The organism is Pelatocladus sp. BLCC-F211 (assembly GCF_041928655.1).
Lineage (GTDB): Bacteria > Cyanobacteriota > Cyanobacteriia > Cyanobacteriales > Nostocaceae > Pelatocladus.
Window position 1 is genome coordinate 17,029 of record NZ_JBHFLM010000236.1, and the last position, 19,743, is coordinate 36,771.

Consider the following 19,743-nt stretch of genomic DNA (forward strand, 5'->3'; position numbering starts at 1 on the left):
ACTGATTAGCCGGACTTAATATTATCAATGATCTTAACTTCTCATTCCCCACTTGTGACTTCTTGCTAAAGAGATATCAGTTATCAAAAACGGATAATTGATAACTGATAACTATTCACTGTTTACTAAATTCCCGCATGACCAATTGCTAAACCAGCCACAAGCATTCCCAAAACGAGAAAAGGTTGGGCGCTGGCTTGATATTTGACATCGTTAGTTAGGGGATCACGCAGAAAATACATATCTTGGAAAGTAATTTGCGGGATGATTAGCAATGCCAGAATTGCTGCATACAAATTTTCGTGGATGTAGACTAAATAGCCTGCGATCGCAATCTGGAAGACATCAATCATCGCGACACAAATCCAAGCTGCGTTTGTGACACCAAACATAACAGGGAGTGATTTTAATCCAAGTTTGCGATCGCCTTCTACACTTTTGAAGTCATTTATGATACCAATACCTAATCCAGCCAAACTGTAAATCATGGTGAGAACAACAATTTTCCAGTTGAGTTCACCAAATAAAGCATGACCAGTACACCAAGGGAAGGTGATATAACTTGCACCCAAGGCATAGCTACCCAGCCAGCCATTTTGTTTTAGCTTTAAGGGTGGGGCAGAATAAATGTAGCCTATAAAAGAACCGATAATGGCGATCGTTGTAATTGTGGGAAATTCATTCCCAGCCCATTTATCGAGGGCAAATGCCAGAGCAATCCCAGCAATAAGTAATACCCATATTTGCGTAATTACCTGGGGTATAGAAATTGCGCCAGAGGGAATGGGGCGGTAAGGTTCGTTAATGGCATCAATTTCGCGATCGTAGTAATCGTTCATGATTTGTACGTAACCTGCCATCAATGGCCCTGATAGCAACATACAAACTACTGCCTTTAAGACATTTTCGAGTGTCCAAGTATATTCACCAGAAGAAGCCGCGCCACAGATTACACCCCACATCAGAGGAATCCAAGTGATTGGTTTCATCAGTTGCAGGCGAATTTTCCAAATCGAACTTTCTCCAGGCGCTGCACCTTTCATACCCAAGAGTTGCCTGGTTTTAGCACTGCGGTCAACAGTAGTATTTGCTTCTTCTGTGGGTGTAGTGGAATCAGGAGTAATGGGACTTGATTCAGACATAAGGCATATAGGGGATAGGGGATCGGGGATTGGGGAAAGGGGAAAGGGGAAGGGAGACAAGGAGGACAAGGGAGACTTATCAGTTATCAAATTAAACTGCTCACTGCTCACTGTTAACTGTTAACTGATTCATGCCCGATCCCCGATCCCTAAAACGAGATTATCAAATAATTATTTTGGAATTTAGCGCCAGTAACAGGTCTGCCACTTAAGGCAGGAGGTAGAAAAATATTCCGCCTTTGATCTCCGGCTTCAATTGTCACCTCTGGGCCGTATTGGGTAAGTTTGACCTGTTTTTTGTCAAATCCTGGCAAATATAAGCTTACTTTGTGTTCTTGGATGTTAATTTCAATAGGTTTGGGAGCCTGTACTGCTTGGTCAACAAAGTTGGGCAAGGTATCTATTATTGCTTGCCAGTCTTCTGTTTTGATATCTGGAACTAAGCTCACATTTAGGGGGGCAAATTGCTCAGAAATATGGTGGTTTGTGTCATTAGATACAAGGATAATGCCACCCACGGTTAAACCAACTTGTTGAGCGCTACCCCAAAGATAGCGCACAGAAGCAACCTCAATAGGGTCATCGGTTGTCACGAAGAAAGCAGCAACTTGTCTGGGGTTAGCGAGGGCGGCCCTACCCTTGTCTAAAAAGTTGTTGACTTGGTTAGTAGGTTGGGCGAAGTTATCCGAAGTCCAGTTGATATTGAAAAAAGAACTAATTAACGGTTGAATCAAGGGCGATTCGGAAATTGCTTTACCGAGATCGGAATTGACGAACAATTTTTGGAATCGCCGTACATACCAACTGAGAAATTCTGGCATTCCGAACATTCGCAAAGTCGAGGTGTCGCCATTGCCATCGTAGACGATCGCGTCATATTTGCCACTTTCGTAGTACTCGCGAATAGCATTGAGGACAAGGGCGCTATCCATCCCTGGTAAGACGGGTAGTTCTTGACCATAAACCTCTTTGAGGATAGGCGTTTTGAGATATTGCGCTTCTAGTTTTTTCACGTCTTCCCAACTACGTTCTAGTAGTACAGAAGTTTGAAACTGAACGACGTGCAAATTCGCAGCAATTTCTTGAGGGTTAGAACCAATAGGAACACCCAACAAAATCTGCAACGCTGGTTCTGTACTCCCAGCTAAGAGTACGCGTTTTCCTTGGCTTGCTAATTGTTTGGCAGCGGCGATCGCTACTTTTGTCCTAGCACTACCGCTTTTGCCCAAAAATGTCAATATCAGGGCCATTACTTGATTCCTAATTTTTACCGCTGATTTTTTCAACTCCAACTTAGCATTCGGCTCATTTAAGTAGCTTCCTTCTGAAGTTCAGCAATCAGAGGATACTTCGCCGATCGCTTACTATACTCTTTTGAGTTCATCTTCAAAAAACCAAGTGGCAAAATTATCATCAAATTTGACTACAATGCCAACACCACTACCATCGGTCATTTTGTAACCTTCAATGATACCGACTTGTCCTAATCTTTTAACAATAGAAGCAGGTACGCGATCGCGCAAACGAAAAACCTTTACTTTTTGTCCGATTTCCATGCCAACTCACAATGCAATAAACCAAGACTCAGTGTACCGGAATCCGGTGCTGAGTGGGGAGTGGGGGAGTGGGGAGACAAGGGGGACAAAACAATTAAAAATTAAAAATTGGGAAGAAGGGGACACCCAGACTAGAGGAAGCTGCTTTTCTAGCACAGCAATAAGCACAAGCTAGGGCAAATGATACAGAATAACTTTTAGAACAGGAAAGACAGCGATCGCAACGTTTAGCTCAACAATTACGTTCTTTGGGAATTGAACCTGATAATTTAACTTAGGCTCACACAACCAAAGCTGAGAAACAAAAAGTAGATTTAATAACTATTTGTGGTAAAATCACCTAAATATTTTGGCTGCTATTTTGGAGTAGCGATTATTTTCAACAAAATAACAAAGGAACTTTCGTAAAAAATTGGCTTCAAAACAAGCAATTGGGTGTGTAGGTAGTGAGCGAGGAAGCAAAAATTGCTGCAAACAATGCGAGGAGTTGTCCAAAAAGCAGGTAAGCTGAAAAAATTGCTACCAATAAATGAATTGTGGTGGGCAAAATTTGATTTATTAAGAGCGTTGGTAAGACGCGATTTAGAAGCCCGGTACAAAGGTTCAATCCTGGGTAATTTGTGGCCTTTATTGAATCAACTATCACAGTTATTGATTTACACCTACGTATTTTCGATAGTTTTAAAGGTCAAACTGAGTCTTAAAGGCGTTCCAGAAAACAATTTTACTTTTGGTTTGTGGTTATTTGCTGGTTTACTACCTTGGATTGCTTTTAGTAGTGGATTAATTCAGGCTGCACATTCGGTAGTAGGACAGTCTAATTTAGTGAAAAAAGTAGTATTTCCTCTAGCTTTATTACCGCTAGTACCGACTTTATCAACGTTTATTGAAAGTTCTTTTGGACTCATGGCGTTGATTTTTTTTGTAGCTTTATCTACTCACACTTTACATTCAACCTTAGCGCTATTACCGTTAATCTGGTTAACACAATTATTATTGACGGCGGGATTAGGTTATCTCATGGCGGGACTAACCGTGTTTTTGCGAGATATTCCCCAAACTTTGGGAGTTGTTTTAAATTTGTGGTTATATTTGACGCCAATTCTTTATCCTGCGAAAGCAATCCCAGCAGAATGGCAAAATTTAGTATTTTGGTTAAATCCCATGACAGCTATTGCTGAAGTTTACCGTGATTTAATTTTAGTGGGAGAAGTCAAGCACTGGGGTGAATGGGGGGTTGCGAGTGTAATATCTGCAATTGTATTTTGTATAGGTTTTTTGGTTTATAAACGACTGCGTCCAGCTTTTGCAGATGTTTTGTAAATAGCTGTATGCAATTAACAGAAAACAGATAAACAGAAAATTTTTACTGTTTGATGACATCAATGTGTAGAATTTAGCACAGTTAGTTTTGAGAGCGTGTGTAGTGATATGGGTGAGGAGATCGCAATTTCACTAAAGAATATCTCTAAGTGCTACAAGCGCTATGCTCGTCCCGTGGATAAGCTCAAGGAAATTTTGTTACGTGGTCAAAACCATGCTCAAGAATTTTGGGCTTTACGGGATATTAACCTAGAAATTCCTAAAGGTGAAACTGTAGGAATTATTGGTCAAAATGGTTCTGGTAAAAGTACGCTATTGCAAATTGTCGCTGGAACTCTAACACCTACTACCGGTGAAGTGTGGGTGAATGGGCGAGTTTCGGCTTTGTTAGAACTGGGTAGCGGTTTCAATCCAGAGTTTACAGGGCGACAAAACGTATTTTTTAATGGGCAAATTTTAGGTCTGAGTAAAGAACAAATAGAAGCGAAGTTTGATGATATTGCTGCTTTTGCTGAAATTGGTGATTTTATAGAACATCCTGTAAAAACCTACTCTAGTGGTATGGTGGTCAGGTTAGCATTTGCAGTTATTGCCAATACAGAACCAAGTATTTTAATAGTTGACGAAGCTTTAGCTGTAGGTGATGCGAGATTTCAAGCTCGTTGTATGAAGCGGATTCGAGAAATGAAAGAACAGGGAGTAACTATCTTGTTCGTTTCTCATGATTCTTCCAGTGTCAAGATGTTGTGTAAAACTGCTGTGTTAATGAATCATGGCAGAGTATTAGAAATAGGTAAACCCAAAGAAGTAGTAAATCATTACATTGCTTTATTGAGTTGTCAAAAAAATCAGGAAGAGATTGAGGAAATAGATTGTATTGAAAATCACGAAGATTTCATTACAGATACTCAAGATGATTCTTTATCTAAGCATCGACATGGTAATAAACTAGCAGTTATTAAAGATGTAAAAATTTTATCTTTAGCTAAACAAGAGACAACAAAAGTAGAGACAGGAAAAATTTTTAATATAGAGATTATATTGGCAGCTAAAGGAGAATTATCTGATGTAATTGTAGGAATTTCCATTAGGAATTTGATGGGATTTGTCATGTATGGAACAAATACTAAACTACTAGATGTCAAATTACCAGAATTGTCTAATAGTGAGCAATTAAAAGTTTCCTTTCAAGTTCCTTGCCATTTAAATAAGGGCGTGTATACAGTAACAGTTGGCGTACATTCGGAAGAAGGTATAAGTTACGACTGGATAGATGAGATGGTTGTATTTGAAGTAGATAATAATATTTACTGTGATGGTATATTAGACCTAAAAACTAGTGTATCATTCAGCACTAGAACAATTTCTGCTCAAGTATAGAAAACATGATGAATAGTAATGAAGAATTTAAATATTTTTAAAAGGTGAATTATGAATGAAGAAAATGAGACTAAAGTAAATGTTGATGAAATAATGCATAAAATTCGAGAAGAAGTGGTTAAGCGCCGTAATTATTCTCAATTAAAGAACTCAACTTATCAGTCAACATTACCAAGTATCCAAAATCACCATAACGCGACTATAGAACTTATCCAAGGGTTGCTTAAAAATGCACAATTAAGATCAGAAGCTCGTACTAAATGGCCTGACAATCTTAATAATTTTCCTTTTAATCTCAGTAAAAATATACAGAAAATTATTTTAAAAGTACTGAATTTTATATTTAAAGACCAAAGAGAAGTAAACTATAACATAATCAGAGCATTACAAGAATCTGTAGCCCTAAATAGGCAGTTGATAGAGCAAGTTACCAGCTTGAGGTTGAAGATAGATCGGCGCTTAATAGATATGGAAACTCAGTTACAGAACATGGATAAACGCTTTGGAACTGTGTATACTGGTGTTCCCAATATAGATGACAGTTTGAGTAATTTTGAAAAGCAATTAAATGCTGTAACTAATCAAGAAAAGCAACTAGAAGATCATTTAAAAGCTACAGATACCCGCTTACAATTGATGGACGATCGCTTAAATAGAGTTGACACTCACCTGCAAGGAATCAATGAGCAGTTGAGCAATGTAAATTCTCATATGCAAACAACAGATGATCGTCTACAAGAGATGGACAATCGCCATCTTAGAAACGACAACTACCTCAAAAATGATTTAATTCAGCAAAAACGTCTATTGATGATGTTTTTGGAAGAAGCAAAACGCAGATTGCCAGAACCATTTGATCAGCAACAACTGCAAACTTTCGTCAATGAAGAACAGCATTTACTAGACAGCTTCTACACAGCTTTTGAAGACCGTTTTCGTGGTAGCCGTGAAGAAATCAAAAATCGTTTAACAACCTATATTCCTTATATTGAAAAGGCGATCGTAGCAACAGAAAATGCTGCAATTCTCGATATCGGTTGCGGTCGGGGTGAGTGGTTAGAGTTGTTATCTGAACGAGGGATGAAATCGTCTGGTGTCGATATTAACACTACGATGGTGCAGTATTGCCAGGAAAGGGGTTTAGATGTTGCTGAGGAAGATGGTTTGCTGTACTTGCAGAATATTGAAACAAATTCCTTGGCAGGGTTGACAGCATTTCACGTGATCGAGCATTTATCATTACAGGATTTTATCAGCCTCATTGATGAAGCATTACGAGTGATTCGTCCTGGTGGAATAGTTATTTTTGAGACACCTAACCCAGAAAACTTGATTGTTGGAGCTTGTAACTTTTATATAGACCCCACTCATCGTAACCCTATTCCACCACCAACAGCACAGTTTCTGTTAGAAAATCGCTGCTTCTCCCATGTTCACATTCATCGTCTGCACCCAATGACCGATGACCATGGCCTAGAAAATCCTTTTTTGAAAGGGCTTCTGCTGGGCTACCAGGATTATGCAGTTATTGGATGGAAATCATAAATTGGGTGATGCAATGAAAGTATTAATTTGCAACGAAAGGTTCCTGTTCCGCTTTGGTCTTGATCGTGTCCTGATGTTAATTGGGAAGGGCATGGCAGAGCGAGACAATGATGTCTACATGATGAGCTATTGGTGGGATGAACCAATAGTGAGTCAAATTGCCAAAAAATTCATTCCCCTTCCCCCACCCACCGATGATTATGCCAACGCCAATGAGTCCACAACGAAGTGGTTAGAGAACCAATGGCACAATCTTTTTTCGGAGTCTGAAAAACCAGACGCGGTGATTATTGGGGGATGGCCATTTTTTCAAGCACTAGAGTTTTTTTCTCAAGTTTGTCAGACCGTTATTTTTATTGATGCAGGTGCAGTACCGTTAGAGGGTTTTGTTGGTCATCCTCTACTCATTCAGCAGAAGCTCAGAAGTTTCCGTCAGCGTTATTTACCCAAGGCAACAGCAATACTGCCAATTAGTGATTTTATCGCCAAATCACAAACAATAGTTGATCGGGGTAATAGTGATGGCATCCATACAGTTCTGCTTGGTGCTGACCATATGGAACTTTCCCTATGGCAAGCACATATGGTTAGTCAAAGTAGCGGCACAAACTTTTCCACATTGACAGCACTTAAGGAAACAGGACGTACATATATCCTAAATCTGGGGCGTTGGGAGCCAGACTGCTATAAGAATTCTGAAGCCTGTTTTGAGGTAATGCGGAGGCTGGTGCAGCGACACCCACAAGCGACTTTGCTAGTCTTGGCAAATCCATCGGATATGAATATTCCAGAGGATATCAAAGAATACATCAAACCGATTGGATTCCCAGATGATGCCGAACTACAGGAGATTATGAAAAATGTCGCCTTGGGAATTTCTGTATCGCTCTGGGAAGGTTTTAACCTGCCGCTTGCAGAAATGCAATGGTTGGGACGTCCAGCACTGGCGTTTAATCTTGCTGCCCATCCGGAGGTAGTTGTAAATCACTGGTTTCTGTGCGCCGATGTTGCAGAGATGGCAGAAAAAGCGGATTATGTTTTGACAGGACAAATTCCTGATGAAGTCATATCCGCAGACAATTACAACAAGTTTCGGGCAAATTTTCGTTGGGAAAAAGTAATTCAAACTTACTGTGATTATCTTGAGAATACAGTAGAAGCAAGCCGAGATACCACTACTCCCATCTTGATTGTTGATGTTACTAATAGTTGCCGTGACCCCGGCAATTCCGGTGTAATTAGGGTTACTCGTCAACTTTGCCGTACACTACAAAAATACTGCGATCCGGTATTTGTTGTTTGGGACTGGCCAACAGAGCAATACGTGTTACCTTCCCAGGATGGTTACTTGCAGCTATGTCAGTTTAATGGTCCTCAAATCCCAACCTACGGAAAAACTGTTCTGGAGAACTATGGAACAATTTCGTTAGCAGAATTTTTAGCACTCGACCCACAAACGCGAAATCGACCTGTTTTACTTTTTTTACCAGAAACGATTTTAGATCCGCGTGGTGGAAAAGCACTTGCTTACGCCAAGCAGAAAAACTGGAAATCAGCCGCTATTCTGTATGATTTGATTCCAGTAATGTATCCACAGTGGTGCAATCGCTCTGTGAGTGACATCTTTCCTCGATATCTGGAGACGTTATCAGAGGTTGATGTTGTTATTCCGATTTCCGAATATTCTGGACAATGTTTTTTAGATTATTGGCATCAGCACAATATTAAACATGGCAAGGTAAACACTGCTCTACTACCTGGAGAATTTGGACAGAATCTCCGGTTGATGAAGATGCCAAATCTACAATCAGATTGTGTAAATATTTTATGCGTCTCTACCCTAGAACCACGTAAAAACCACAACACTCTGCTAGAAGCTTGTCAAATTTTAGCACAGCAATATCCCGAATTGAATTGGTGTCTCACACTTGTTGGCAATCGCTATGAGGGCGCACCAGAGATATACGAGGCTGTTCAAGAAGCATCAGCAAAAGACCCTCGTATTCAGTGGTTAGGAATTGTAGATGATGCTACTCTGCATCGACTGTACGAAGAATCTACTTTCACGGTCTATAGTTCTCTGGTAGAAGGATTTGGGATGCCTGTTCTCGAAAGTGTCTGGCATGGACGGGTCTGTTTATGTCATTGCCAAAGTGTAATGGCCGAGTTGGCAGCCGGAGGTGGTTGCATGGTTGTGGATATGACCGATGCTCATGCGATCACCAAAGCAATTTACAATTTATCATGCGATCGCACGTTGCTGAGTGAACTATCCCAAGCCGCAATTGACCGCAAACTTAAGACTTGGGAAGATTACACCCAAGAAGTTTTGCTTGCCCTGGGTCTTAAAAAAACATACACTGTATTCGTCAATAGAGAGCATAATCAGAATCTCCAAACCATTCGTTACGAGGATCTGCTCTATCCAAATTGTCTGCTCGAAAACTGGCAAATGCACGACGCAGAGCGTATGGCATTGACAGGATTGTTGGCCAAGCACCAGCCCAAATGCAGTCTTGAGATTGGTACACATGAAGGTGGTAGCCTGTCACTAATAGCACAGTATTCGGAAATGGTGTTTTCCATTGACATCGATCCAGGTATTTCTTCACGGATGGCAACAGTGGATAACGTCAGTTTCATAACAGGAGCATCAACCACTGTACTTCCTTTATTATTCCAAGCACTCAATGAAGCCGATATCCCCATCGATTTTGTGCTGCTTGACGCTGACCATTCCAGCGACGGCGTCGGCAAAGACATAGAGATAATTTTGACTTACGTACCTAAACAACCGATGTTTGTTGCCATACATAACTCTTTTAAGGCAGAACATCGGCACCTAATCATGAACGCAAGTTGGCAGGATTCTCCATACGTTGTATGGGTCGATATAGATTTTGTTCCGGGACGTATTATGGATGGCGATAAGTTGGCAGACAGAGAAACCAAAGGTGGTTTAGCACTAGCTCTATTTTCTCCAACACCCCGCCAAAGCGATCTGAGAATTGCTGCATCGGCAAATTCTGTCTATGACTTAGCTCTGAATTAACGCTATTAATATACTCAGTTTCCTTGGTTTTTATGCTGAAAAGGATACTCGTTTGTACCAACTTTTACCCGCCATTCTTCATAGGTGGTGCAGAGATTATAGCCCACCATCAAGCGCGTCTTTTGCAAAAATCAGGATATAAGGTAGCAGTATTCTGCGGTAAACACGATGATAGTTTTCGTCATTATTCACTAACCAGGGAAACCTATGATGGAATAGATGTATTTCGCGTGATCTTACATACACAAAATTATCAGATAGGTAATAATTTTCGTAATTCTGCCGTTGATGATGCATTTGATGCTGTGGTCGAGGAGTTTCGACCAGACGTGATTCACTTCCACAACATTGTCAATCTATCATTGGGTATAGTTGCAAGAGCGCACAGACACGGAATTCGGACTGTACTGACTTTGCATGACCATTGGGGATTTTGTTTCAAAAATACTTTACTCAAGTATCAAGAACAAGTTTGCAATGATTATTCCAAGTGCGGAGAGTGTTTGCCAGAATTAATTGATAGTCGAGGGCGGCGTCTACACATCCGTATGCGTCAAGATTATATTGCTTGGCAACTTGCTAAGGTTGATCGCTTCGTCTCTCCGAGTTCTTATTTAGCATCTAGCTATGTTAAAGCAGGTATTCCAGACCAAAAAATCAGTGTGATATCTAATGGTGTAAATGTAGATCGCTTTTCCCAGATCACGAAAATACCGCTTAAAAAGGGAGTGCGCTTTACTTTCATAGGGTACCTGGGTTTTCATAAAGGCGTACACATTCTGATCAAAGCGATGGAGTTGCTGTTAAAGCGAGGCTACCTGGGGAAAGTGTGTACAGTCAATATCGTTGGTGCTGGTACGATGACAGACGAACTAGCAAATTTCGTCAAAGCAAATCAAATTGATGCAGCTGTGAAGTTGTGGGGGAAAGTTGAACATTCCCAAATCGAAAAAGTTTACCAACATACTGACGTACTAGTAACACCATCAATCTGGCCAGAGAACGAACCAGTTACTATTCTAGAAGCTATGGCTGCTGGTATTCCAGTCCTGGCTTCTGCCCTTGGTGGTAATCTAGAACTCGTAACAGACGGTGTAACAGGTTGTTTATTTGAGCCTGGTAATGCTCAAATGCTTGCTGACAAAATGGTAGAAATAGCCCTTAATCGCGATCGCATTAAGTCTATGGGTCATCAGGCATATAAAAAGGTAGCAGATAATACACTTGATAAGTATATCAGACGTATCGTTGAGGTGTATGAAGACAAAGAACAGACCTCAATGACAAAGTGCAATCAGCACAAGCACATCATACTGTGTAGTGGTGATCATGTTTCACCAGAGTGCGCTCATGTCATCGACCAATTCCGCCAACAGGACGGTAATAACCGTTATTGGTTTGTGATGAGCGATTGGATCGAACCTGAAGATTGGGAGAATGTAGACCTTGTTTGGATTGTTGACAACAACGGCAAAGAGCGAGACTTACGTGAGAGTATGAAGTGGGGGCGATCGCTACTAGTTCCTGAACAGAATCAAAAACTTGTAGATATATGCCGTCATAGTCAATGTGGACTTTTTTATAAAGACGAAATTGAAGCAGAAGTCTGTCTCAACTATCTTATCGATCGACCGTCGCTTTTAGCTACCTTCGGTCAAAATGCTAAAAGTGCTGGTGAAGCAGGCCTGAGCAATTTATCTTATGTGCTTTAGAGAAATGAACAGATCGTAAAAGTATAAAACCTAATTTTAATAAACATATATTTTTTTATTGATATGAAAAGCTTATTATTACTTTCATCAGTGAAATATTTGACACTTAATTTATAACTGTGAAAGCAAAGCAATCTTAATCTATATACATTTTGGGTGCATTACGTCAAATAGCAAAACTTGCCTAAGAGTATGAAACGGGTGTGATAGCTACTATTTACTGAATAAGTGTGGTGTGTATAAGGGGAGTGAAATCAAATGAAATTATCTATTGTTATACCTTGTTTTAACGAGATAGGAACTATTGGTCAGGTTGTTGAAGCTGTCAAAGCATCCCCAGTAAAAGACTGTGAAATTATCATAGTTGATGATTGTTCAACAGATGGTACACGAGAACTACTTAAAACAAAAATAGAATCGCAGGTTGCTCAAGTTATTTATCATCCCAAAAACCGAGGTAAAGGCGCTGCTTTGCGTACTGGATTTGCTGCTGCTACTGGCAATATTGTAATTGTTCAAGACGCGGATTTGGAATATGATCCTCAAGAATATCCAATCATGATTCAACCTATTCTAGATAACAAAGCTGATGTAGTATTCGGCTCTCGTTTTCAAGGTGGTAGACCCCATCGAGTTGTGTACTATTGGCACAGACTAGGGAATGGATTCCTAACAATGTTGTCCAATATGTTCACTAACATCAACCTTACAGATATGGAAACCTGCTATAAGGCATTTCGGCGGGAAGTAATTCAAGGTATTAGGATACAAGAGAATCGGTTTGGATTTGAACCAGAAATAACTGCAAAAGTTGCAAAAATGGAATGTCGGATTTATGAGGTAGGTATATCTTATTATGGTCGTACATACAAAGAGGGTAAAAAGATTGGTTGGAAAGATGGATTTAGGGCGATTTGGTGTATTATTAAATACAACTTAATTTAATTAAGAAATTGGTTTTTGATTGGTAGTTAAAAATTGTATCTCTTGGGGTTTAAGCGTGATTTTTTTTCAAAAAGCTTATGCACTATTATACATAATATTTTGCGTGATCGGAGTACTGAGTGCATTTCATCCGACAATACTGTCAGGCTTTGCAAATATGCAACACGACCCAGGAGATTCACGACTAAATCATTATTTTCTTGAACATTCTTTTCAAGTATTAACCAATCGTGATTACGTTGGTGAATTATTTTCTCCAGCTTTTTTTTACCCTTACAAAAATGTTTTGGCTTTTTCAGATAACTTGTTTGGTTCGGCTCCTATCTACTTTATACTAAGAGCTTTTTTTTCACCAGATTTATCCTATCAACTATGGATGATTTTAGCTTGCGTGCTCTGCTTTGTTAGCTTTGCTATATTAATGCGGCATTACCAAGTAAAGCATGTGCCAACTGTAATTGGTGCTTTTCTGTTTGCATTTGGAATACCCAGAATTGCCCAAATAGCACATCAACAGTTACTTCCTCAATTTTTTACACCACTAGCTTTTTTATTCGCGTGGGATTTCCTCAAAAACCCAAGGAATAAATCATTCGCTTGGTCACTACTGTTGGTCTATCTGCAAGTTCTTGCCGGTATTTACTTAGGTTGGTTTTTGATATTCACTTTAATTATTTTTTCAGCAATAGTTTATATCTTAGATTCAGATAAGCGACAGCGATTAATTAAATATATTAAATATAATAATAAACCAGTTATTTTAATTGTTGCTACTTGGCTGCTATTCATGCTTGCCTTACTTGCACCTTACCTACAAATTCAGAAAATTGTTGGAGGGCGTGATTATACAGAAATAGATACTATGCTACCAAGGCTTTCCTCTTGGTTTTTACCAGCATCTAATAGTCTCTGGTGGACTGTATTTTCAGAAAATTCTAAGAATATATCAGCACCTGGTGAACACCAGTTGTTTAGTGGATTCTTGATTATATTCCTAACTGTGCTATCTATTTACACTCTAAAATATCGCAAGAATATTATATTGGATTCTGAGAGAAGTTTGCTTATCAAATCCTGCTTATTTGTTGCACTTACTATTTTTAGTGTTACCCTACGCTTACCAAATGGTTGGTCACTTTGGGCAATCATCTATAAAGTTTTACCAGGTGCATCGGTTATCAGAGCAGTAACTCGTATATGTCTAATTTTTTATTTTTTCCTACTAGTTGCTGTGACTTTATGCCTAGACTCTTGGCAAAGTAAAGTACTTAATCGACGGTTGTGTGCGATCACGATCAGCTTACTATCTTTTGGATGTGTATTAGAACAAATAATAATTAGCCCACCTAGTTTTGCCATAGCACCTTTAAAAGAGGAAGTTGCACAAATTCGGAAACTGATGAAAAAGGATTGTGATGTTGCATATGTAACTCTAAAAACTGAAAAATTGTTTATTGAGTCGCAAGTATCAGCTATGTGGGCTGGACTGAAAGCCAATGTACCTGTTATCAATGGTTATTCAGGAAATGTTCCGCCTGACTATGGCGACATGAGCTATTCAATGGATACAGCTAAAGTCATCAAATGGTTGGGAGAAGACACCAAAGGTAGACTTTGTATAATATCCCAACAGCTTCTCAAAGATAAAGATAAGTTAATTTATATGTACTCAAATAAAGAAAATACTAGCCCTTCAGGAAACTGGACTTCTTATCAAATAAATTTGCCTATCTCCAAAAATTTTGTATACGGTATACAAGAAATAAAAGGAGATTAAATTTCCAGGAAAATTCAAATAAATTCATTAATTCAAATACCATTGATTGTGAAAACTACTAGCAATTTTATAGCTTTATTTAATGATAATAAACAAGTGCAATTTTCCAAACCCAAAATTGACATCATCATTACTTCAGATTCTTACGTAATAAAGTTAGTGTAGTTAAAAATATAAAATAAATGAATATAAATCTTCAAAAAAGTACATTTATTACAGGTGAGATTGTGCTTATATTTCTTACCTGTAGCGTGATTTACTTGGCGAACGGAGAAACTATAAGTTCTGGTGATACAGTTCCAAATACATTATTAGCATTCAACTTGTTTGAAAACCATACCTTTCATCTAGATGCTTTCAGAGCAAGCTATTTTGTAGATAGAGGTGTTTTTTATGCTTTTGCAGAAGGAAATAATGGTCATCTAAGTTCTACATATCCGATAGGATCTGCCATCGTCACTTTTCCTTTTTATGTTATCTTTTATATCTATCTCAAATTGATATATTCTTATTTATCTGTGCCACTCGATATAACATCTGAAAATTTTGAGGTATATAGAGTCTTTTTTGAGAAGTTTGCTGCAACGATAACTACCGCGATTTCAATTGTCATATTTTATTTATCTTCTAGGTTAAAATTTAATCGAGGTATATCTTTAGTTTCCACATTTATATTTGCATTTGCTACCAATACATGGGTAACAAGCTCTCAAGGGCTATGGCAACATGGTATATCTAACTTAGCACTAATATGTACTATATTTTGCTTGTTAAAAGCAAATCGTACATCAAAAGGCAGTCAAAAAATATGGTTGATATTAGCAGGAGTTGCTTGTGGACTCCTCCCTGCTATTCGCCCCACTAGTACATTGTTTACAATCGCAGCTATTGTCTATTCAGTCTTCACTTATCGCTTTCAATCAATCTTTTTATTCTTTGGCTTAGTTTCAGCATTGCCAAGTCTTGCTTGGAACCTCTACTACTTTGGGAATTTAACAGGCGGTTACTCAAAAATGTTTCCTGAATCACCATATTTATTCACATGGGATAATTTTAAAACAGCATTTTTGGGAACATTAATTAGTCCTAGTCGAGGTCTTCTTGTTTTTTCGCCTATAGTTTTGTTTTCTTTGCCTGGTGCATATAAAGTTTTTAAATTTAGATTTGGCAAAGACGAGAAATTGATAGGTTGTATAACAATAGCTTCTATAATTTTGATCATTAGTTATTTTTTTTATAAAGTTTGGTGGGCTGGGCATTCCTACGGACCAAGATTTATGACTGACATTATGCCTTTAGCTTGCTATCTAATTAATTATTTTAGTGAAGTTCGGCTAGTAAATTTAGGTGATCGCAAGAAAAATTTTAGTATTTTTGTTCTATTTGTTCTAGCTATTGCATATTCTACTTTTACTCAATTTGTAGGTTTTTTGGGCGCTAATCCCTGGAATCCCAATCCTCTAAATATTGATTCTCTCCAAAATCAGTATAGGCTTTGGGATATCAGAGATAATCCAATACAAAGAAGCACAAACACCTTACTTCATAAGAATCTTATTATACTACCTACAGACAACGCGGTCTATGCTCAGGGTCTAAGTGGCATAATTAAAAAAGTTATAGACGAAAAAAATCAACCTATTAATTCCTTAATCTCAGTTGGACTAGGGACTGAAAAATTTTTAAAAGCTTATCTTGAAAACACAGGTAGATATAGATGGTTTGGCTATGAGTCTGCTATTGAGAAAGGTGAGGTACGTGTAAGAGGTAGGTTCTTCAATACAGATAATCAGCAAGTTAAAGAGGTACGCCTTTATGTTTCTGGTACACCTAAGCAACACGAGACAACCAACGCAATTGGTTCTATTTCATTTCCTGACGAGCCAGGAACTTACAAACTTATATTTGACTTGGTAGCTGAAGGAGTCGCTGAGTTTCCCAAAAATAATGGTCTAGATCAGTCCCATGTGTTCACTGTATTAGTGGAGGATAATCGCCAATTTGCCCAAGAGATCCAAATACTGGAGCCATTCAAATTTGGGAAGCTCGGTGAAACAGTCAAAATTCCGCTAATGGTGAAAAACACTAGTAATTTTGTCTGGAAAAAGGCAGGTACTAACCCTGTTAATCTTGCTTATCACTGGCTAGATAATAATGGTAAAATCATCATCTTCGATGGTGAACGTACTCCCTTGCCAGGAAGTCTTCCTGTGCAAGGCTTAGTCCAGTTGAACGCAACTATAAAATTGCCCAATCAACCAGGTAAGTACACTATAGTTTTATCAATGGTAAAAGAAGGTGTAGCTTGGTTTAATGATAAAAACGTTAAAGCTCTAGAAATCCCTATAGAGGTTATTTCTCGCTAGTTTTTTGTAAAAACAAAAAATTGCATTGTCGAATTTCTCCTGGCCAATTGAATAAAAGCAGGCATTTAGATATTCTCTAAAGTGAATTGCTTTAAAGGACATTTCTGTGACACCACAAGAATTTTTTTTACTGCTGATGTCAGTCTTAGCTAGTGTGGCAGGGCAGTTTTTTTTAAAAGCAGGCGCACTTAAGTTAGGCAGAGTAAATATAGTGAATGCTTTTAATCATATTCTTAGCATTGTTGCAACACCGGAACTTTTATTAGGGCTTACCTGCTATGCTCTGGGTGCTGTGGCTTACATACTCCTTTTAACTAGAGTTAATCTGAGCATTGCTGGCCCATCCATATCGTTAGTTTACGTTTTCTCCGTGTTGTTAGGCTACTTTATTTTTAGGGAAGTCATTCCTGTTGTGCGCCTCGCAGGCTTGAGCTTTATTGTAATCGGGGTAATATTAGTAGTCTGGCAAAAATAAAATTAAGTTACAGCCATGACCAAAAAAGCACTCATTACCGGCTTAACCGGACAAGATGGTTCTTATCTCGCCGAACTCCTTTTAGAAAAAGGGTATCGAGTATTCGGCTTAGTTCGTCGTTCTAGCACCAGTCATCTAGAGCGTATTAGTCATCTGTCAAACCAGATTCAAATAGTATCTGGTGACTTGTTAGATCAGTCTTCGCTGATGGATGTGGTGACTGATTGTCAACCAGATGAAATTTATAACCTTGCATCTCAAAGCTATGTTCCTCTATCTTGGACACAACCAGCCCTTACTGCTGAATATACTGCTTTGGGGGTGTCACGCCTACTAGAAGCAATCCGGCGCTGTAAACCTGATGCTAAATTTTACCAAGCTTCCAGTAGTGAAGTTTTTGGGCAACCGGATGAGTCACCCCAAACCGAACGTACCGCCTTTCGTCCACGCAATCCCTATGGTGTTGCTAAAGCTTATGCTCATTGGATGACGGTTAACTATCGTCAAAAGTATGATCTTTTTGGTTGCTGTGGGATCACCTATACCCATGAATCTCCCCGTCGGGGTACAGAGTTTGTATTTCGCAAAATCACCCATACTGCGGCGATGATTAAATTGGGTTTAGCCCAAGAATTAAAACTTGGTAATTTAGATGCACGTCGTGACTGGTGCTATGCAAAAGATGCAGTCAATGGAATGTGGTTGATGTTGCAGCAAACTAAAGCAGATGACTACATCATTGCCAGTGGTGAAACTCATTCGGTGCGGGAACTGGTAGAATGTGCATTTAACTATTTAGATTTGAACTGGGAAGATTATGTATCTGTTGATCCGGCATTCTACCGTCCAGATGAACCAGTACAACTAGTAGGTTGTATTTATAAGATTAAAGCGGAACTCGGTTGGAAACCGCAGTATTCTTTTGAACAAATGGTGCAATTAATGGTAGAAAACGATTTGAAAGAATTAAGCGATAAATAATATCATGTTCGCTTGAACACTGATATTATCTGTTGAGGTTGGTAATGGATAATTGGTAATTAGTAATTGGGGTATTAACTAAATTGTTGCGATTGTCAAAGACCGCTCCTACCCTGCGGAAAACTGACGTAACTGAGCATCACAATGGGAATATAAACGACATTTAAGGAGAACAACATGGAATCAAAACCTGAAATTAGTAATAACACTTCTAACGATAATTTTGGTGTTAATATTTCAGGTTATGTTAACAGTGAATTTGGACTTGGTGAAGGAGTTCGAGGAACAATAAGAGCTGTTGAGGCGGCTGGAATTCCTTTTGTGATTAATAATTGTACTTTTAACACAATGCATAGGAAGATGGATTCTTCCTACACAGATTTTTCTGATGAAAATCCTTATCCAATAAATATTATTCAGGTAAACGTAGATATGATTAACACTTTTATCAGTTCTACTAGTCCTGAATATTTCCAAAACAAGTATAACATTGGGTTTTGGGCATGGGAATTACCAGAATTTCCCAAAGAATGGTTGTCAGCGTTTAATCTTTTTAATGAAATATGGACTTACAGTAGTTATTGTGTTGATGCGATCGCACCTACTTCACCTATTCCTGTAATCAAGGTAATGCCTAGTATCTCGCTTCCTCAACCTTCAATCAGCAAACAATCATTAGGCTTACCAGACAATAAATTTATTTTTCTATTTATATTTGATTTTTGTAGTGTATTTGAACGGAAAAACCCTCTAGCAATTATTAAAGCATTTCAACAAGCTTTTGGTAAAGATCATCAAAATGTACAACTAGTAATTAAGTTTTCTAATAGTAAATATTTCCCAGAAAAACTCAAACAATTAAAAGATTCAATAAAGGATTTCCAAAATATTCAACTCATTGATGATTATTTACTCAAAGAAGAACTAAATGCTCTAATTTATCATTGTGATTGCTATGTATCTTTACATCGCTCTGAAGGTTTTGGTTTGACTATGGCAGAGGCTATGTATTATGGAAAACCAGTGATAGCAACTGCTTACTCAGCCAATCTTGATTTCATGAATATTAATAATAGCTTTCTAGTCAAATATTCTTTAGTGACTATCACGGAAGATTATGGCTCTTACAAGAAAGGAAATTTATGGGCGGAACCAGACATTAATCATGCTGCATATTTAATGCAGTATGTATTTAATAATTATGAAGATGCTAAACAAATTGGCAAAAAAGCATCTGAGTATATCAAGTCTGTGTTAAGTCCGAAAGTCATTGGAGAAAAAATCAAAAATAGATTAGCTCATGTAATGCAGAGGCGTAAGTATTCCTCGAATATTGATAATCTTTATACAGAGTTGCAATATCAAACCGTAGAAATTGAAAGATTACAAAACTTAGTTAAAACTATGGAAACTAGTAAGTTTTGGCAGTTGCGAAATCAATGGTTGAACTTGAAAAAAATATATTTTTCGCGAAGTAATAATTAATCTG

At 38.4% G+C, this 19,743-nt stretch carries 14 protein-coding genes; 11 read left to right on the forward strand and 3 right to left on the reverse strand.

Features of this window, described 5'->3' with window-relative positions:
• Positions 1 to 125: 125 nt before the first annotated feature.
• From chlG to ACE1AT_RS27970, 3 genes are all read right to left on the reverse strand, one after another.
• On the reverse strand, positions 126 to 1,142 hold the full coding sequence (gene chlG / locus ACE1AT_RS27960; RefSeq protein WP_374874370.1) for a chlorophyll synthase ChlG: 1,017 nt from the start codon (positions 1,140 to 1,142) through the stop codon (positions 126 to 128).
• A gap of 149 nt (positions 1,143 to 1,291) precedes the next feature.
• Positions 1,292 to 2,392 carry an ArsA family ATPase gene (locus ACE1AT_RS27965; protein WP_374874372.1) on the reverse strand — a complete coding sequence of 367 codons (1,101 nt, stop codon included), beginning with the start codon at positions 2,390 to 2,392 and terminating at the stop codon, positions 1,292 to 1,294.
• Between the two features lie 114 nt (positions 2,393 to 2,506).
• A complete protein-coding gene (locus ACE1AT_RS27970) occupies positions 2,507 to 2,698 on the reverse strand; it encodes a DUF2862 domain-containing protein (protein WP_374874374.1) in 192 nt (63 codons plus the stop codon).
• A gap of 477 nt (positions 2,699 to 3,175) precedes the next feature.
• Here ACE1AT_RS27970 and ACE1AT_RS27975 point away from each other — a divergent pair, with 477 nt between their 5' ends.
• The 11 genes from ACE1AT_RS27975 (at position 3,176) to ACE1AT_RS28025 (ending at position 19,739) form a co-directional block, all read left to right on the forward strand.
• The gene (locus tag ACE1AT_RS27975; RefSeq protein WP_374874414.1) at positions 3,176 to 4,021 is read left to right on the forward strand and encodes an ABC transporter permease; all 846 of its coding nucleotides are present in this window, start codon (positions 3,176 to 3,178) and stop codon (positions 4,019 to 4,021) included.
• A 108-nt stretch (positions 4,022 to 4,129) separates the two neighbouring features.
• On the forward strand, positions 4,130 to 5,401 hold the full coding sequence (locus ACE1AT_RS27980; RefSeq protein ID WP_374874376.1) for an ABC transporter ATP-binding protein: 1,272 nt from the start codon (positions 4,130 to 4,132) through the stop codon (positions 5,399 to 5,401).
• 51 nt (positions 5,402 to 5,452) lie between these two features.
• Complete coding sequence (locus ACE1AT_RS27985; protein WP_374874378.1) at positions 5,453 to 6,946, forward strand: methyltransferase domain-containing protein; 1,494 nt, start codon at positions 5,453 to 5,455, stop codon at positions 6,944 to 6,946.
• Positions 6,921 to 9,998 (forward strand): glycosyltransferase, encoded by a 3,078-nt coding sequence (locus ACE1AT_RS27990; protein ID WP_374874380.1) that lies wholly within the window; start codon positions 6,921 to 6,923, stop codon positions 9,996 to 9,998. The genes ACE1AT_RS27985 and ACE1AT_RS27990 overlap by 26 nt, the downstream gene beginning before the upstream one ends.
• 32 nt (positions 9,999 to 10,030) lie before the next feature.
• The gene (locus tag ACE1AT_RS27995) at positions 10,031 to 11,710 is read left to right on the forward strand and encodes a glycosyltransferase family 4 protein (RefSeq protein ID WP_374874382.1); all 1,680 of its coding nucleotides are present in this window, start codon (positions 10,031 to 10,033) and stop codon (positions 11,708 to 11,710) included.
• Between the two features lie 258 nt (positions 11,711 to 11,968).
• Entirely contained in the window at positions 11,969 to 12,655 is a 687-nt protein-coding gene (locus ACE1AT_RS28000; RefSeq protein ID WP_374874384.1) for a glycosyltransferase family 2 protein, read from the forward strand.
• 157 nt (positions 12,656 to 12,812) lie between these two features.
• Positions 12,813 to 14,432: a hypothetical protein gene (locus ACE1AT_RS28005; protein WP_374874386.1), complete on the forward strand. Its 1,620-nt coding sequence runs from the start codon at positions 12,813 to 12,815 to the stop codon at positions 14,430 to 14,432.
• Positions 14,433 to 14,614: 182 nt separating this feature from the next.
• A complete protein-coding gene (locus ACE1AT_RS28010; protein WP_374874388.1) occupies positions 14,615 to 16,798 on the forward strand; it encodes a glycosyltransferase family 39 protein in 2,184 nt (727 codons plus the stop codon).
• A 106-nt stretch (positions 16,799 to 16,904) separates the two neighbouring features.
• Positions 16,905 to 17,273 (forward strand): EamA family transporter, encoded by a 369-nt coding sequence (locus ACE1AT_RS28015; RefSeq protein ID WP_374874390.1) that lies wholly within the window; start codon positions 16,905 to 16,907, stop codon positions 17,271 to 17,273.
• Positions 17,274 to 17,288: 15 nt separating this feature from the next.
• On the forward strand, positions 17,289 to 18,254 hold the full coding sequence (locus tag ACE1AT_RS28020) for a GDP-mannose 4,6-dehydratase (RefSeq protein WP_374874392.1): 966 nt from the start codon (positions 17,289 to 17,291) through the stop codon (positions 18,252 to 18,254).
• Between the two features lie 177 nt (positions 18,255 to 18,431).
• Complete coding sequence (locus ACE1AT_RS28025; protein ID WP_374874394.1) at positions 18,432 to 19,739, forward strand: glycosyltransferase; 1,308 nt, start codon at positions 18,432 to 18,434, stop codon at positions 19,737 to 19,739.
• Positions 19,740 to 19,743 lie beyond the last annotated feature (4 nt).

What these genes read in the sequence shown, in the direction of transcription:
- ACE1AT_RS28005 (WP_374874386.1), top strand. Translation starts at nt 12,813, where the DNA reads ATGCAACACGACCCAGGAGATTCACGACTAAATCATTATTTTCTTGAA.
- ACE1AT_RS28025 (WP_374874394.1), top strand. Translation starts at nt 18,432, where the DNA reads ATGGAATCAAAACCTGAAATTAGTAATAACACTTCTAACGATAATTTT.
- ACE1AT_RS27980 (WP_374874376.1), top strand. Translation starts at nt 4,130, where the DNA reads ATGGGTGAGGAGATCGCAATTTCACTAAAGAATATCTCTAAGTGCTAC.
- ACE1AT_RS28020 (WP_374874392.1), top strand. Translation starts at nt 17,289, where the DNA reads ATGACCAAAAAAGCACTCATTACCGGCTTAACCGGACAAGATGGTTCT.
- ACE1AT_RS27975 (WP_374874414.1), top strand. Translation starts at nt 3,176, where the DNA reads ATGCGAGGAGTTGTCCAAAAAGCAGGTAAGCTGAAAAAATTGCTACCA.
- ACE1AT_RS27970 (WP_374874374.1), bottom strand. Translation starts at nt 2,698, where the DNA reads ATGGAAATCGGACAAAAAGTAAAGGTTTTTCGTTTGCGCGATCGCGTA.
- ACE1AT_RS27990 (WP_374874380.1), top strand. Translation starts at nt 6,921, where the DNA reads ATGCAGTTATTGGATGGAAATCATAAATTGGGTGATGCAATGAAAGTA.
- chlG (WP_374874370.1), bottom strand. Translation starts at nt 1,142, where the DNA reads ATGTCTGAATCAAGTCCCATTACTCCTGATTCCACTACACCCACAGAA.
- ACE1AT_RS27965 (WP_374874372.1), bottom strand. Translation starts at nt 2,392, where the DNA reads ATGGCCCTGATATTGACATTTTTGGGCAAAAGCGGTAGTGCTAGGACA.
- ACE1AT_RS27995 (WP_374874382.1), top strand. Translation starts at nt 10,031, where the DNA reads ATGCTGAAAAGGATACTCGTTTGTACCAACTTTTACCCGCCATTCTTC.
- ACE1AT_RS28000 (WP_374874384.1), top strand. Translation starts at nt 11,969, where the DNA reads ATGAAATTATCTATTGTTATACCTTGTTTTAACGAGATAGGAACTATT.
- ACE1AT_RS28010 (WP_374874388.1), top strand. Translation starts at nt 14,615, where the DNA reads ATGAATATAAATCTTCAAAAAAGTACATTTATTACAGGTGAGATTGTG.
- ACE1AT_RS27985 (WP_374874378.1), top strand. Translation starts at nt 5,453, where the DNA reads ATGAATGAAGAAAATGAGACTAAAGTAAATGTTGATGAAATAATGCAT.